The 15,164-nt window shown below is 50.2% G+C and carries 11 protein-coding genes and 1 tRNA gene; 3 read left to right on the top strand and 9 right to left on the bottom strand.

The window, feature by feature from the left end; translation table 11 throughout:
* Positions 1-26: 26 nt before the first annotated feature.
* From acnD to L2712_RS04895, 4 genes are all read right to left on the bottom strand, one after another.
* The gene (gene acnD, locus L2712_RS04910) at positions 27-2,615 is read right to left on the bottom strand and encodes a Fe/S-dependent 2-methylisocitrate dehydratase AcnD (RefSeq protein ID WP_198387034.1); all 2,589 of its coding nucleotides are present in this window, start codon (positions 2,613-2,615) and stop codon (positions 27-29) included.
* A gap of 85 nt (positions 2,616-2,700) precedes the next feature.
* On the bottom strand, positions 2,701-3,825 hold the full coding sequence (gene prpC / locus L2712_RS04905) for a bifunctional 2-methylcitrate synthase/citrate synthase (protein WP_033538347.1): 1,125 nt from the start codon (positions 3,823-3,825) through the stop codon (positions 2,701-2,703).
* Between the two features lie 104 nt (positions 3,826-3,929).
* Positions 3,930-4,808: a methylisocitrate lyase gene (gene prpB / locus L2712_RS04900; protein ID WP_088904730.1), complete on the bottom strand. Its 879-nt coding sequence runs from the start codon at positions 4,806-4,808 to the stop codon at positions 3,930-3,932.
* Between the two features lie 12 nt (positions 4,809-4,820).
* A complete protein-coding gene (locus L2712_RS04895; RefSeq protein ID WP_033538345.1) occupies positions 4,821-5,489 on the bottom strand; it encodes a GntR family transcriptional regulator in 669 nt (222 codons plus the stop codon).
* A gap of 387 nt (positions 5,490-5,876) precedes the next feature.
* On the opposite strand from L2712_RS04895, the gene L2712_RS04890 reads away from it, so the two are divergent.
* Positions 5,877-7,586 carry a S16 family serine protease gene (locus tag L2712_RS04890; protein ID WP_248977072.1) on the top strand — a complete coding sequence of 570 codons (1,710 nt, stop codon included), beginning with the start codon at positions 5,877-5,879 and terminating at the stop codon, positions 7,584-7,586.
* Positions 7,587-7,653: 67 nt separating this feature from the next.
* The gene (gene fabA, locus L2712_RS04885) at positions 7,654-8,169 is read left to right on the top strand and encodes a bifunctional 3-hydroxydecanoyl-ACP dehydratase/trans-2-decenoyl-ACP isomerase (protein ID WP_033538343.1); all 516 of its coding nucleotides are present in this window, start codon (positions 7,654-7,656) and stop codon (positions 8,167-8,169) included.
* A gap of 57 nt (positions 8,170-8,226) precedes the next feature.
* Here the strand turns inward: fabA and rmf are convergent, their stop codons facing one another.
* The 5 genes from rmf to rlmKL form a co-directional block, all read right to left on the bottom strand.
* Complete coding sequence (rmf, locus tag L2712_RS04880; protein ID WP_011865614.1) at positions 8,227-8,403, bottom strand: ribosome modulation factor; 177 nt, start codon at positions 8,401-8,403, stop codon at positions 8,227-8,229.
* A gap of 185 nt (positions 8,404-8,588) precedes the next feature.
* The gene (locus L2712_RS04875; RefSeq protein WP_248977071.1) at positions 8,589-10,442 is read right to left on the bottom strand and encodes a DUF3466 family protein; all 1,854 of its coding nucleotides are present in this window, start codon (positions 10,440-10,442) and stop codon (positions 8,589-8,591) included.
* Between the two features lie 24 nt (positions 10,443-10,466).
* Positions 10,467-12,386, bottom strand: coding sequence for an ABC transporter ATP-binding protein (locus L2712_RS04870; protein WP_033538341.1), 1,920 nt, complete (start codon positions 12,384-12,386; stop codon positions 10,467-10,469).
* Between the two features lies 1 nt (position 12,387).
* The gene (locus L2712_RS04865) at positions 12,388-12,624 is read right to left on the bottom strand and encodes a glutaredoxin family protein (RefSeq protein ID WP_033538340.1); all 237 of its coding nucleotides are present in this window, start codon (positions 12,622-12,624) and stop codon (positions 12,388-12,390) included.
* Complete coding sequence (rlmKL, locus tag L2712_RS04860) at positions 12,617-14,752, bottom strand: bifunctional 23S rRNA (guanine(2069)-N(7))-methyltransferase RlmK/23S rRNA (guanine(2445)-N(2))-methyltransferase RlmL (protein ID WP_088904735.1); 2,136 nt, start codon at positions 14,750-14,752, stop codon at positions 12,617-12,619. Before rlmKL ends, L2712_RS04865 begins: the two co-directional genes overlap by 8 nt.
* A 307-nt stretch (positions 14,753-15,059) precedes the next feature.
* On the opposite strand from rlmKL, the gene L2712_RS04855 reads away from it, so the two are divergent.
* Positions 15,060-15,136, top strand: a tRNA-Met gene (locus tag L2712_RS04855).
* The last annotated feature ends 28 nt before the right edge of the window (positions 15,137-15,164 follow it).

Here is a 15,164-nt window from a genome sequence, read left to right as displayed (position 1 = left end):
ACTTGCCCTACCCGCCATTAACTGCCCTAAGCGTTCGCTTCGAGGAAGTCCTGCGCGAAGCGCTGCAACACGCCGCCCGCCTGATAGACCAACACCTCATCGGCAGTGTCTAGGCGACAAGTGACAGGCACTTCGATACGCTCACCGTTTTGACGGGTGATCACTAAGGTGAGATCAGCCCTCGGCGTCGGCTCGCCTAATACATCGAAAGTTTCGCTACCGTCGATACCGTAAGTGTGACGGTTTTCACCGGCCTTAAACTCCAGCGGTAGCACGCCCATGCCGACTAGGTTGGTGCGATGAATGCGCTCGAAACCTTCGGCAACAATCGCCTCAACACCTGCCAGTCTTACGCCTTTGGCTGCCCAGTCGCGAGAAGAACCCTGACCATAGTCGGCTCCAGCAATGATGATCAGTGGCTGCTTACGATCCATATAGGTCTCGATGGCTTCCCACATACGCATCACCTCACCTTCTGGCTCGAGGCGGGTCAGTGAGCCTTGCTTGACCTCACCATCCACCAGCGCCATCTCGTTGAGCAACTTAGGGTTAGCAAAGGTCGCACGCTGGGCCGTCAAATGATCGCCCCTGTGAGTCGCATAAGAGTTAAAGTCCACCTCGGGCAGCCCCATCTTCGCCAGGTATTCACCAGCGGCGCTGCTGGCCAGAATAGCGTTTGAAGGCGACAGATGATCTGTGGTGATGTTATCCCCAAGAACCGCCAACGGACGCATGCCTTTAAGGGTACGTTCACCAGCTAAAGCACCTTCCCAATAAGGGGGACGACGAATATAGGTGCTCTGTGGACGCCAGTCATACAGTGGGCTAACCTGCTCGCCATAGTCCACCGCTAGGTCGAACATAGGGGTATAGATATCCCTAAACTGCTGAGGCTTCACGCTCGCCTTCACGATAGCATCGATCTCTTCGTCACTTGGCCAGATATCCTTAAGACGGATAGGCTCACCCTTGTCATCATGGCCTAAGATATCTTTTTCGATATCAAACCTGATGGTACCGGCGATAGCATAGGCCACGACTAGTGGTGGCGAGGCCAAAAACGCCTGCTTAGCGTAAGGATGAATACGGCCATCGAAATTACGGTTGCCCGACAGTACCGCCGTAGCGTATAGGTCTCGGTCGATCACCTCTTGTTGGATCACAGGATCCAGAGCGCCGCTCATGCCGTTACAGGTGGTGCAGGCAAAACCGACGATACCAAAGCCCAGCTGTTCCAGTTCAGGCAGGAGTTCGGCATCTTTAAGATAAAGCTCTGCCACCTTGGAGCCTGGCGCAAAAGAGGTTTTCACCCAAGGCTTACGCACTAAGCCAAGCTCATTGGCCTTCTTGGCTAAGAGGCCCGCTGCAATCACGTTTCTTGGGTTACTGGTATTAGTACAGCTGGTGATGGCGGCGATGATCACCGCGCCATCTGGCATCAGCTTCTCATCTTGCTCGACCACACCGGCAATGCCTTGACTGGCCAGTTCACTGGTGGCCACCCGGCGGTGCGGGTTAGACGGCCCGGCGATGTTACGCACAACGCTTGAGAGATCGAAGGTCAGCACACGCTCATACTCAGCATCTTTCAGGCTATCGGCCCACAGACCCGTCGTCTTGGCGTAATTTTCCACCAGTTTGACCTGCTCGCTGTCACGGCCTGTGATGGTGAGATAGTCTATGGTTTGCTGATCGATATAGAACATACCGGCCGAAGCGCCAAATTCTGGCGTCATGTTGGAGATGGTGGCGCGATCCCCAAGAGTCAGATCCGCGGCGCCTTCACCAAAGAATTCGAGATAAGCCGAAACCACCTTCTCTTTGCGTAAAAACTCTGTCAGTGCCAGCACGATATCTGTCGCCGTAATGCCGCTTTGACGCTTACCGGTCAGCTCCACGCCAACGATATCGGGTAGACGCATATAGGAAGGACGCCCGAGCATGACGTTTTCGGCTTCCAGACCGCCAACACCAATGGCGATAACGCCCAGCGCATCCACATGAGGCGTATGGCTGTCAGTCCCCACCAGAGTATCTGGAAATGCCACGCCGTCACGAGCCTGGATCACAGGCGACATCTTCTCCAGATTGATCTGATGCATGATGCCATTACCGGGCTGGATCACATCGACGTTTTTAAAGGCGGTCTTGGTCCAGTTGATAAAATGGAATCTATCTTCGTTGCGGCGATCCTCAATGGCGCGGTTTTTCTCGAAGGCATCTTTTTCAAAGCCCGCATGCTCCACCGCCAACGAGTGATCCACAATTAACTGAGTCGGCACCACAGGGTTCACCTTGGCAGGATCGCCCCCCTTCTCGGCGATGGCATCACGCAGACCAGCCAGATCCACTAAGGCAGTCTGACCGAGAATGTCATGGCATACCACACGCGCCGGATACCAGGGAAAGTCGAGATCGCGCTTGCGTTCAATCAGCTGACCCAAAGCATCGTTAAGTAATTCGGGTTCGCAGCGCCTGACTAGGTTTTCTGCCAGCACCTTAGCGGTATAAGGCAGTTTGTCATAGGCACCTGTGCTCAAGGCTTCGACGGCGCTGCGGGTATCAAAATAATCAAGAGAGCTGCCGGGAAGCGGTTTACGGTGTAAAGAGTTCATAGGGTTATCCACGGTGTTATGAATTAAAGCAACCAAACCAAAAACAGCCCCTGAGCCTTAAAGACAGAGGGGCTGATATCTAGGCTTATCTTTCGCTGATAGGAACCACTTTACGTGGCTCAGAACCGATATAATCCGCGCTTGGTCTGATGATGCGGTTGTTCGCACGCTGCTCCATCACGTGAGCCGCCCAGCCAGTAAGGCGTGAGCAGACAAAGATAGGGGTAAACAACTTAGTTGGGATCCCCATGAAGTGATAAGCCGATGCATGGAAGAAGTCGGCGTTACAAAACAGCTTCTTGGTGTCCCACATGTACTCTTCACAGGCCACAGAGATATCGTAAAGCGAGGTATCACCAAACTCTTTAGCCAGCTTTTCTGACCAGGCCTTAATGATCACGTTACGCGGATCGGATTCGCGATAGATGGCGTGGCCAAAGCCCATGATCTTCTCTTTACGCTCCAGCATACCCGCCATCTGCACCTTGGCATCTTCTGGCGAACTGAACTTTTGGATCATCTCCATCGCCGCCTCGTTGGCGCCGCCGTGAAGTGGGCCGCGAAGCGAACCGATAGCGCCGGTAATGCAAGAGAACATATCTGACAGGGTTGAAGCACAAACGCGTGCAGTGAAGGTTGACGCGTTAAATTCATGCTCAGCATAAAGGATCAAGGACACATCCATGACGCGGCGATGTTGATCCGATGGCGTCTTACCATTAAGCAATTTCAGAAAATGACCGCCTAATGAATCTTCATCGGTGACGCAGTCGATCTCAACACCGTCATGACTGTAGCGATACCAGTAACACATGATTGCCGGAAACGCCGCCAGCAGACGATTAGCTGCCTTATGCTGTTGACTAAAATCAGTTTCTGGCTCTAGGTTACCCAGGAAAGAGCAGCCGGTACGCATCACATCCATAGGGTGGGCATCGGCTGGGATACGTTGTAATACCTCTTTAAGTAACTGAGGCAGGTCACGCATAGACATCAGCTCGCTCTTGTAGGCATCCAGCTGAGCCGCGGTTGGCAGTTCGCCATTAAATAGCAGGTATGCGACCTCTTCAAAGGTGGCGTTATCAGCCAGATCAGATACATCGTAACCACAGTAGGTTAAGCCTGAGCCTGATTTACCCACTGTACATAATGCTGTTTCGCCCGCACTCTGTCCGCGTAGTCCGGCGCCGCCTAATTTCTTATCTACCATAACGTCTTCCTATTATATTTTTGTCTATCCCTAGTACTGCATCATCTAGGTTGTAGGGTGAATGTGCTGTCTAGGATGCCCCTTTACCGAGGCACCTGGCTGTATTACTTATTCTTACCTTCGGCAAACAGGCTATCGAGCTTCTGCTCATACTCGTGATAACCAAGATAGTCGTATAACTCCATGCGGGTCTGCATGGTATCGAGTACCGCTTTCTGATCTCCATCGCGCAAGATAGTTTGATAAACGTTCTCAGCCGCCTTATTCATGGCTCTGAAGGCACTTAGTGGGTAAAGCACCATGGCTGCGCCCCACTGACCAAGTTGCTCACGATTCCACAGCTCGGTTTGACCAAATTCGGTGATGTTGGCCAGGATTGGCACATCTAACGCCTCGGCAAAGGCGCGGTAATGCTCTTCAGTCTTTACCGCCTCGGCGAAGATACCGTCGGCGCCGGCTGCCACATAGGCCTTGGCACGTTCGATAGCCGCTTCCAATCCTTCCTGCGCGAAGGCATCGGTACGGGCCATGATGAAGAAATCAGGATCCGTTCGTGCATCTACTGCCGCCTTGATACGATCCACCATCTCATCTACCGAGACGATCTCTTTGTTGGGGCGATGACCACAGCGCTTTTGAGCAACCTGATCTTCCATATGTACGGCTGCGGCACCGGCTTTTTCCATATCTTTGATGGTCTTGGCAATATTAAATGCGCCACCCCAACCGGTATCGATATCGACAAGTAGTGGGAGATCACACGCCGAGGTGATGCGCTGCACATCCACGATCACATCGTTTAATGAGGTCATGCCCAGATCCGGCAGACCATAAGAGGCATTTGCCACGCCGCCGCCAGAGAGGTAGATCGCCTTGTGACCGATCTGCTTGGCCATCATGGCCGTGTAGGCATTAATAGTACCGACGATTTGCAACGGCTTATTGTCGGCCAATGCCTGACGGAATTTCTTTCCTGCGCTCATGCTCGCTTCCTCTTATGACTGAATGGGTGAAAGTTTGTTTCGAATATTATTTCGTGAATAGGTGATATGCCTGCGCATCAAGATCTCGGCTAGCTCTTCGTCTCGATTGGCGATCGCCTGGACGATATGCCTATGCTCATCATAGGCTGTGGTGACCCTAGGCCCCGCCATGCCAAGCTGTACGCGGTACATACGCACCAGATGATAGATACCCTCGAACAGCATAGAGATAAGGTGCTTATTCTTGCTGCCGAGTATGATGCGATAATGAAAATCCACATCACCGGCTTCCTGATAATAGGACTCCCCCTGTTTGACGTCGTCAAAATGACTTCTGAGCAGGGCTTCCAGCTCAGCAATCTCTTCATCACTCATGTTTTTGGCCGCCAGACGTGCCGCCATGCCTTCGAGGGATTCGCGGATCTCATACAGGGCCATTAAGCCCTCTTCGCTCAGTGCCACGACTCTGGCACCGACATTGGCGCGCCGTTCGACGATATGGCATGACTCGAGACGATTAATCGCTTCGCGGATCACGGCTCGGCTCACACCATAAGTTGTCGACAATTCAGTCTCACTGAGTTTTGACCCGGATGCGATCACCCCTTCGACAATATCCTGCCTAAGTTGGTAGAAGGTTTTATCTGCCGTGGTGACCGGCGTTTGGCTGTATCGCGTCATGAATTATGTGATCGTCATCAAACATTTGGTTGTCGACAATATAGCCATGAAATAGGATTTTCTCAAGCCAAAACCCGATAATTGTCGACAAAAAGACTGGATTATCGACTAAAGTCTTAAGTGGCCCACCTTAAAAAAGTCGATCTTTATGCCTCAAATGCTCGCCCCCTCTCAGCGGAAACTAACGAGTTGAGGTCGACTAAGCGCACAAACGCCTTGATAGGGCCATAAAGCAAGTAGGACGTACTCAGCAAACGAATAAACAGCGGCCCGCCTCCAGGATTGTCGACAAACTGGCTTGAATAAGCCAAAAACAGCGAAACTTAGAGAGAGGCTGAGCGAAACTGTGCTAACATCAGGCCATGTTTACATAATTCGCCCCAATTAATGATCGCACACTCAATCGACATTGCCGCTTTATCGCCTCAATTTCAGTTACCTCAGGTAGACCAGCTTAACGCCAATCCACACAGCCGATTACTGGGTCAGGAACGCACCCTGGATGCGTTTAACCTGCTTGCTAATACTCAGGGGCAACACATGTACCTTGCCGATCACAGCGGCATAGATAGAGAGCAGCTGCTCAAGGCCTTAGTTGACCATCAGGGATACAGACCGGCCCACTACCTAAACCGCCTGGCACCAGACGCTAAGTTGCAATGGCAAACACAAGCCGGCGAAGACTGCGTCTGTGTTGCCAACACTCCCTATCGCTATCTGAGTGGCGCCATAAAGCGTCGCGATCTTATCGGCCACCTCGACGCCCATGATCCCAGTGTCTACCATCCGGGCGCCCTAGCCGACTGCGATTACCTGTTTATCTGCGCCGAATCTCTCTGGAAACGTGAGGGCCTGTGGGAACTTGTAATGGAGGCCGCCCATAAGGGTGAATATCAACTACATTCTCGCTGGTCTTCAATTCCGCTGCACAGCAAGATAATCTTAGTGGGCAGCAGCACGCTTTATAGCATCAGTTATTTAGAAGAGCGTAACTTTCCCGCCGCCTTTCCCCTGCTGGGTGAGCTAGTAGATGAAATTTCATTGGCAGAGTTTAGCGAGCAAGATTATGGCAACTGGCTGGTCACTATCGCTGCCGCCAACCAGCTCACCTTAGATCAGTCTGCCCTGCAGCCACTGTTTACCCATAGTGCACGTCTAGCCGAACATCAACGCCACCTGAGCCTCGAAACCATAGGCATTAGTCAGCTGATGGTACAAGCCAGCCTTTATGGCAAGAGCTCTCAACTGAGTGGCGACAGCATCGAGATGGCACTGGCTCGCCACAAGGCGAGGCACAATGCCTCACAGAGTCTGTCGGCGCAGAGCTTCGACGATAACTTCATTAACCTGCCCACCCAAGGCGCCATGATTGGCCAGATCAATGGCCTGACCGTGCTGGACGCCGCCGAGTACACCTATGGCGAACCGGCGCGCATCACTGCATCGGTGCATTATGGTGACGGTGAAGTCGCCGATATCGAGCGTAAGTCAGAACTGGGCGGAAACATACACGCAAAGGGTTTGATGATCCTCTCCTCTTGTTTGTATCGCATATTCGGTAAAGATGCCCCGCTGCACCTCAATGCTAATATTGTTTTCGAACAGTCATATCAGGAGATCGATGGTGACAGCGCGTCACTGGCCGAATATTGCGCGCTAATGTCTGCCATCGCCGAGCACCCCATAGAACAAGGCATTGCCGCCACAGGCGCCATAGATCAATTTGGCCAGGTGCAGGCCATCGGCGGTGTAAATGAAAAAATTGAGGGCTTTTTTGACCTGTGTCAGCGACGCGGCCTGACGGGCACCCAAGGGGTTATCATCCCAAGCTCAAACGTACAGCAGCTAAACCTGGATCCCCAGGTCATTAAAGCCGTTGAAGATAAAGCGTTCCACCTGTACCAGGTAGAACATATCGATCAGGCCGTGGCCATCCTAATGAACAAACCTGCCGGCAGCCGTGATGAAAATGGTCAGTTTCCTGAAGAAAGCCTCTATGGCATGGTGCAGGCGCGATTGGAAGGCTTGGCGGGCTATCCCGATGAGGAACGCTCATTTTTTGCCAACTTGCTCGATAAATTGAAACTTTCTAGCTGATCGGAGTTGTTTGGCGTACACGTGTTCGCTAACCTTGGCGACTCAAATTGCTAGAGTGAAGTTAACAATGAATAAAGCTAACAGTTTCAGTAAAGAAGAATTAGTCGCCTGTGGACACGGTAACCTATTTGGCGCCAACTCGCCTCGTCTGCCTATCGACAACATGTTGATGATAGATCGCATCACTAAAATTAACGATAACGGCGGTGAGTTTGGTAAAGGTGAAATTGTTGCTGAGCTAGATATCGACCCGTCACTTTGGTTCTTTGGCTGCCACTTCGAAACCGATCCTGTTATGCCAGGTTGCCTGGGCCTAGACGCCATGTGGCAGTTGGTTGGCTTCTTCCTTGGCTGGGAAGGTGCGGAAGGTAAAGGTCGTGCACTGGGTGTTGGTGAAGTGAAATTTACCGGTCAGGTACTGCCAGATGCCAAGAAAGTCACCTACAAGTTGACTATCAAGCGCAAGGTCTATCGCAAATTAGTGATGGGCATCGCTGATGCCGTGATGGAAGTAGATGGCCGCGAGATCTATTCGGCGACAGATCTAAAGGTGGGTATCTTCACCGACACATCAAGTTTCTAAACATTTTGCCTGTTCCAGATATGAAAATGCCCTCTTAACAGAGGGCAAATATCTAAATCACTTGTTAAATAATCCGCTAAGTCGGCCATCGACACCTTCGCGCCATCCTCCGAGCCAGTGTGATTTAGAGTCCAATGTAGAATAAGGACAGTTATCCTTAGAGCGGCCACCTATCCCGGCCTGGAATCCCTTTGAAAAAGCTCTATCTAGACGATCTCGTTTTTGTCTTTTCATGCAAGCATCCTCTGTTCTTAAATCCTAAAGGCCGAAGCCTCATTGATAGAAATAGAACTTTTTCAGCACGAGATCAATCAAAAATTTCGCTTTACGCCTGGTTATTTTTTAAACTCATGAGATCATTATTTAAAAAAAATCGGGGCAAAAACCCCGACTTTTATTTCGATATGTTCTAACGAGCATTAGCCTCTAAAACGACGCCTTAGCCAAACGAGTGGAAGTACAAATAACCAAGCGAAACTTGCCGCACCTTGGCGTTTATAGTTACCATCACTTGAATTGTCATCCTCTACCACTTCACAAGCACTGCCTGAAGTGGTTGGCTTAAGTACTACCATACGTGGCAGAAAAGCCGTCACAGGCTGACCATTAGCATTAAGCAAGAATAAAGGCTTACCATTCTCACCTATCACCAGATTACCTTCAGTATCAAACTGATAAGAAGGCTTACGAATAAATGCCGTGCCGACTATGGTGCCATCATCGTTAATGCTGCTCGCCTCAACGATACGAATTTCACTGTCATAAAAGAGCACATCGCCGTTGCCATCGACCACTTCAACCTTATTGCGAGCCCATTTACCTTCGCCGTCCTGTACATAGCCTTTTGACTCACAGACCAAGAGATCGTCGATAACATTGAATTCATCACTGTTCTTGTCATACAAGAAGGCGCCTTTCATGCGTGGCTTTTCCTTCTCACTGGTGACTTCAACAAAACCGACAACCTGATCTTTATTGTTGATATCCCTTGGACGAGAGCTGCGATCGGACATCACAGGGTAAAAATCATTCGGGGTTACAAAAGTGGGGTCCGCGGCATTGGTGTCTAAGTAGAAGAACTTGTCGCGCTGATAACCTTCTATATAACGACGATAGCTACCCACTAAGATACCATTATCATTGATATCATAGGCCACAGAGGAGAGCTGATCATTGGTCATCTTCACCCAGTGGTACTGGTATTGACCTTCGCTGTCCTTGGCCCAATAGGCCGCATCGAACGCCAACTTATCTTTGTCATTGTTACGATAGACGTGAGAACGACCAGCAACAACACCTTGACTGTTTATCCCTAAACCCTGAGCAGTAAACACACTGTCGGAAGTCGATTCAAGTCCCAGAGGCAGCTCGGTTGGAGTCACATCTGTGCCATCAAATTGCCACACAAAGGCGCGTGTCTGATAGAGAATACGGCGGACATTGTTACGATCTGGGTATTGTTCGTTTTGCACACACACATCTATAGGGAACTTGTCGCCTGTAATACAGTTATCGACACGAGTCTTACTGCTCTTGGCCAAATCAGTAGTGGCATAACCTGTCACCAGGTTACTGTCGTTAATCGCCGCGGCCACCGAGACGCCGCCCACGACAACATCGGTATCATCTTTGGTGTATACAGTGTAAGGCGGCACCAAAGAGATATCTGTACCATCGGCTGCCTTTAAGAAACCACGTTCCTCAAACTCACGGTAGTACCAATATTCCTGATCTTGATTGTTGTCGTTACGCTCACCGGTAAATTCAGTTTTTTGCTCCGGTGCCGTATAGGTACCCACCTTGATACCATTGTTGTTAATGCCGTAGTAATAGGCATTGACTGAGTTAATGGTTTCAGGTTGCTCTTCATTAGTATCTTTAGGGTGCGTGGTCCCAAAAACGGAATCGAAGGTGGGAAGCCAGCTACCTGCTGCGCCGTTACCGTCAGCAGTAAAGGTAAAGTTGTTGGCTAAAATAGGGAGATTGATTGAGTAAGAGACTAACTGCTCAGGCGGAATCCCGTCTTCGATATCAATAGGGCCGTCCGAGTCTTCGTCGACTTCGAGCTTTTTCTTACCCTTAGAGATCCCAACCAGCTGATCTTGCTGATTCACAAACATACCATAACCATTAATGGTCGACTCTAAGGTGCCATTTAAGTCATAGTCTTCAATATTCTGAATCTCATAGACAGGTGCTGCGTGAGCCGTTTGCAACGCTGTGATCACCCCGGCAGCGACTAACGATAAGGCTCTATCAAACTTCAACTTCATTTATTTTTCCTATTATTCTATCGTCTATTTGAGGGCTTCAAGCTCTTCCCAACGTTCGAAACAAACTTCTAATTCCTGCTCAAGTGACGCCAACTCACTTAAACGACTGTTCACCACCTCTTGCGCCTGCGAATAGAAATCGGGCTCATTTATGACAGTTTGTAAGGCTTCTATGTCGGCTTCGAGTTGCTCCATCTTAGCCGGCAAGGCATCCAGTTCTCTTTGCAATTTATAAGACAGCTTCTTCTCAGCCTTTGCTGCGGCCTTAGTCTCGCGCTTGACTGGCTCGGCAACCTTGGGTTGGACAGCGTCCTTGGCAACTGGTTCCTCAGAATAAAATTTTGCCCCTTGCGAAACAGCATCTTGGTAACCGCCGACGTACTCGCTCCAACCGCCATTACCGGTAAACCACCAGGAACTGGTGACTGTGTTATCGATAAAGGCACGATCGTGACTGACTAACAGCAAGGTCCCCTGATAATCGGTCAGTAGCGACTCTAGCAACTCTAAGGTCTCAATATCAAGATCGTTTGTCGGTTCATCGAGAATGATCAAGTTGGCGGGTCTTAGCAAGAGACGAGCTAAAAGCAGTCGGTTTTTCTCTCCACCCGAAAGTGCCTTGACTGGCGTACGGGCACGCATAGGCGAAAACAGGAAATCTTGCAGATAACTAAGAATGTGTCTGTCCTGACCGTTAATGGTCACGGTTTTCTTACCTTCGCCGACGTTGTCTTCGACAGTTTTCTCTGGATCAAGTGCCTCTCGATACTGATCGAAATAGGCAACTTCCAACTTAGTGCCAACCTTAACTTCTCCTGATTGGGCCTCAAGTTGGCCAATCAACAACTTGATAAGCGTCGATTTCCCGCAACCATTAGGACCGATAAGTGCAATTCGATCGCCTCGCATCACAGAGGTGGTAAAGTTCTTGACCAGGTTTTTATCAGGCAGGTTGTAGTTAAGATCTTTGATGTCAAACACCAACTTGCCCGAACGCTCGGTATCGGCGACGGCCATCTTGGCCCCGCCCTGACGGTTAATACGCGCCATGCGCTCCATACGTAGCGCCTTAAGTGCCCGCACGCGTCCTTCATTACGTGTTCGACGCGCCTTAATCCCTTGACGGATCCAGGTTTCCTCTTCGGCAAGTTTCTTGTCGAACTGAGCGTTTTTCTCCTCCTCAACCCTGAGCCATTCAGCCTTGCCATCAAGATAGGTCTGATAGTCGCCGGGCCAAGAGGTGACCACGCCGCGATCAAGATCCACGATACGCGTCGCCATGCGCTGAATAAACCCACGGTCGTGACTGATAAACACAATCGCGCCACGATAGCTGAGCAAAAACTCTTCGAGCCATTCGATGGTATCGATATCCAAATGGTTAGTCGGCTCATCAAGCAGCAGCAGATCGGGCTCGCTCACCAAGGCTCTCGCCAAGGCAACCTTACGTTGCCAACCACCCGATAGGCTGTTTAGGCTGGCATCGGCGTCCAGGCCGAGCATCTCACAGGTCTGATTAATGCGGGTATCTAGCTGCCAGCCGTTAAGGTGGTCAAGATCAGACTGAAGACGTTCCATCTGTTTGAGCATACGCTCCATCTCATCAGCGCTGGCGCTAGCGACGTCATGGGAGAGTTGATGATAGCGCTCTAGCTTTTCGCCGACCTCTTGCAGACCAGCCGAAATATAGGCATATACCGTCCCCTGTTCTGCCTTAGGTGGATCTTGCTGTAAACGGCTGACCTTAACATCTGTTGCGATATTAAATTCGCCATCATCGAGCAGCACTTCACCACCAATGACCTTCATCAAGCTAGATTTACCTGCGCCATTTCGCCCTACAATACACACTCGCTCGCCAGCTTCTATGGTGAAATCGGCATTTTGTAATAAGGGGGTGTAGCCATAGGCCAGTGAGCCGTTATTTATACGAACCAGACTCAATTTATACTCCTGTAAACTGTTGCAGCTGCTCTCGATCGAAAGGCCAATCGAGCTCTGAGCCATCTTCTTGGTTGCGCAGCACCGGGATACGAACGCCGTAACGCTCGGCTAAAACGTCATCATCACAAATATCCTGCAAGGCATAGTCGATATCTAAAGTGGCGATGATCGCCTGAGCCTGCTCACACAGGTGGCAGGCCTCGGTATGAAATAAGGTATAGGCACTCACTTTAGGCATGGGTGATCAACCAAGTATTATGAATATGGGGATTGCGTTTGTAATCCAGCGGTAGTGTCTGCTTATCCAGGTTGCTTACCGTGACCCCAAGGGCACACAAGGCGTCGATTTCCATCTTGAACTTACGCTTATTGTTCGAAAACAGTATCTCTCCGCCCGGACGAAGCAGCTTCACCAAGGCGCTCAGCAGCTTGACATGATCCCGCTGTACATCGAAGGAGTCTTCCATCCGCTTAGAGTTTGAGAAGGTCGGCGGATCGATAAAGATAAGATCGTACTGCTCCTGGCAATCATCTATCCACTGCAGGCAGTCGCCTTGAATAAACTGATATTGCTTGCCTTTAAGGCCATTTAATTCGAAGTTGTCTTGCGCCCAATTAAGATAGGTATTAGACATATCCACGGTGGTCACCGACTTAGCGCCGCCCAGCGCGGCATGCACAGAGGCACTGCCTGTGTAGGCAAATAAGTTCAGTACGTCACGGTCTTTGGCTTTCTCGCCCACGAGTTTACGGGTTAGCCTGTGATCCAGGAACAAACCTGTATCCAGATAATCTTTCAAGTTCAGCTTAAACTTGGCGCCATATTCGGTAGTGACTAGCTCAAGCTTGGTGGCATCCAGTTTTTGGTACTGATTGGTTCCCTTTTGACGCTCGCGGGTCTTTAGAATGATCTTGTCTGGGTCGACGCCAATCGCCTGCGGCAGCACCAAGAGGACATCGGTTAGACGCCTTTTCGTCACCGCCTCTGGAATCGTCTTAGGCGCCGAATACTCCTGAATCACCACATGATCCAGATAAATATCCACGGCGACATTATACTCAGGGATGTCCGCATCATAGAGACGATAGCTGTCTATGCCCTCTCGCTGCGCCCATTTGCTCAGCTGTTTATGGTTTTTCTTAATCCGGTTAGCAAACGCGCTGGCGACCTCGCTTACCTCACCGCCTTGGCTCAATACCTGACCTGGGTCGATGCGTCGAGTGCTATTGGCGTGCAGCGTATAAAGGTTAAAAGCACATTCGAGCGCGCCATTATACATCTTCATCTGCTTGTCAGCTTTGAGCTTAAGGGCTGATAACAGCTCGATATCGCTATTGAGTACTGCCACCTGCCAACCACCGAATTCGGCCTTTAGCTTGTCGCCCAACTGATAGTAGAGCTGCAAAAGCGAGGTGACATTCCCAAGGCGTTCACCATAAGGAGGGTTAGTGATTAGATAGCCCTGCTCCACAGGTGGGGTGACATTAAGCGCATTGGACACCGAAAACTCAATAAGCTCAGCCACACCTGCATTTTGGGCATTACGTTTAGCCAGTGCCACCAGGCGCGAATCGATATCCGAGCCATAAAATTTAAGGTCACAGCGCTTCACACCCATAGAGGCGCGAGCCTTGGCTTCACTAAGCAGTTCCTGCCACACGCCATCTTGATGGCGCAACCAGTGGTCGAAACCAAAACGACGACGCTGCAGCGCCGGTGCGATATCACAGGCCATCATTGCCGCTTCAATCAAGATAGTACCGCTGCCACAAAAGGGGTCGAGCAGATCTTTAGGAGCTTGCTGCCAACCACTACGAACTAACATATTTGCTGCCAGATTTTCCTTGAGGGGCGCCTCACCTGTTGTCGCGCGATAACCACGTTGATGCAACGCAGGGCCAGAGAAGTTAACCCCTAAGGTGATTTGACCCCGGCGAAAATGGGCGTCTATCTTGAAGTCTGCATCGACACGAGCCACATCTGGTCGCGGGCAACCATCGTCACGAAAACGGTCAACTACCGCATCTTTAACCTTTAGCGCGCCAAATTGTGAGTTTTTAATAAAACCACCGACACCATGAAAATCTATGCTAAAGCTGCTCTTATTAGAAAAATGTGTTTGCCAGTCTATGCAATAAGCCGCGTTATAAAGCTGCTCAGGTGTTTCACACGGGCCTTTGTAGATCACTAAGATGATACGGCTGGCCAGGCGTGACCAAAGCGTAATGCGGTAAGCTAATTCCAGCGGCGCTGTAAAATAAACGCCGGCAACACTTTCTTTTATTTCCGTGGCGCCAAGTTCTGCCAACTCAAGGGACAACGCGTATTCATAGCCTCTTGGGGCTGCAGCAAAAAAATTTAACATGGATAGATAGACACACTTCAAAAATCAATCCGTCATTATACCTTGTCCACAGATTAAATGATAAAAAGTTCTGTCAGATGAGTGCCTAAAATTTCGCTGCGTGATCAATAAGCCCGCACTCTGTTGGATAAATAAACGCTTAACACCAAATCCTCGATTGTTACTTGCATTGCTCGCCTCATATCGATATAGTTCGCCCCGCTTTGACGCAGAGAGCACTGACTTAACCCAGGTAACATGAGTTAACTTAGCATCAAGTTCGAAAGTCAAAGTGTGTTAGAGAGGATAATATCGCTCTCAATACGGACGCGGGATGGAGCAGTTTGGTAGCTCGTCGGGCTCATAACCCGAAGGTCGTCGGTTCAAATCCGGCTCCCGCAACCAATTTCTTTTGTAGCAAGAATCAAAACAA

This window comes from Shewanella marisflavi, from assembly GCF_023283925.1.
GTDB classification, from domain to species: Bacteria; Pseudomonadota; Gammaproteobacteria; order Enterobacterales; family Shewanellaceae; genus Shewanella; species Shewanella marisflavi.
Note: the sequence above shows the minus strand (reverse complement) of the source record. Positions and strands in the feature narration are given on the sequence as shown.

Coding starts and splice junctions, on each gene's coding strand:
- acnD (WP_198387034.1), bottom strand. CDS start 2,615: ATGAACTCTTTACACCGTAAACCGCTTCCCGGCAGCTCTCTTGATTAT.
- prpC (WP_033538347.1), bottom strand. CDS start 3,825: ATGGTAGATAAGAAATTAGGCGGCGCCGGACTACGCGGACAGAGTGCG.
- prpB (WP_088904730.1), bottom strand. CDS start 4,808: ATGAGCGCAGGAAAGAAATTCCGTCAGGCATTGGCCGACAATAAGCCG.
- L2712_RS04895 (WP_033538345.1), bottom strand. CDS start 5,489: ATGACGCGATACAGCCAAACGCCGGTCACCACGGCAGATAAAACCTTC.
- L2712_RS04890 (WP_248977072.1), top strand. CDS start 5,877: ATGATCGCACACTCAATCGACATTGCCGCTTTATCGCCTCAATTTCAG.
- fabA (WP_033538343.1), top strand. CDS start 7,654: ATGAATAAAGCTAACAGTTTCAGTAAAGAAGAATTAGTCGCCTGTGGA.
- rmf (WP_011865614.1), bottom strand. CDS start 8,403: ATGAAAAGACAAAAACGAGATCGTCTAGATAGAGCTTTTTCAAAGGGA.
- L2712_RS04875 (WP_248977071.1), bottom strand. CDS start 10,442: ATGAAGTTGAAGTTTGATAGAGCCTTATCGTTAGTCGCTGCCGGGGTG.
- L2712_RS04865 (WP_033538340.1), bottom strand. CDS start 12,624: ATGCCTAAAGTGAGTGCCTATACCTTATTTCATACCGAGGCCTGCCAC.
- rlmKL (WP_088904735.1), bottom strand. CDS start 14,752: ATGTTAAATTTTTTTGCTGCAGCCCCAAGAGGCTATGAATACGCGTTG.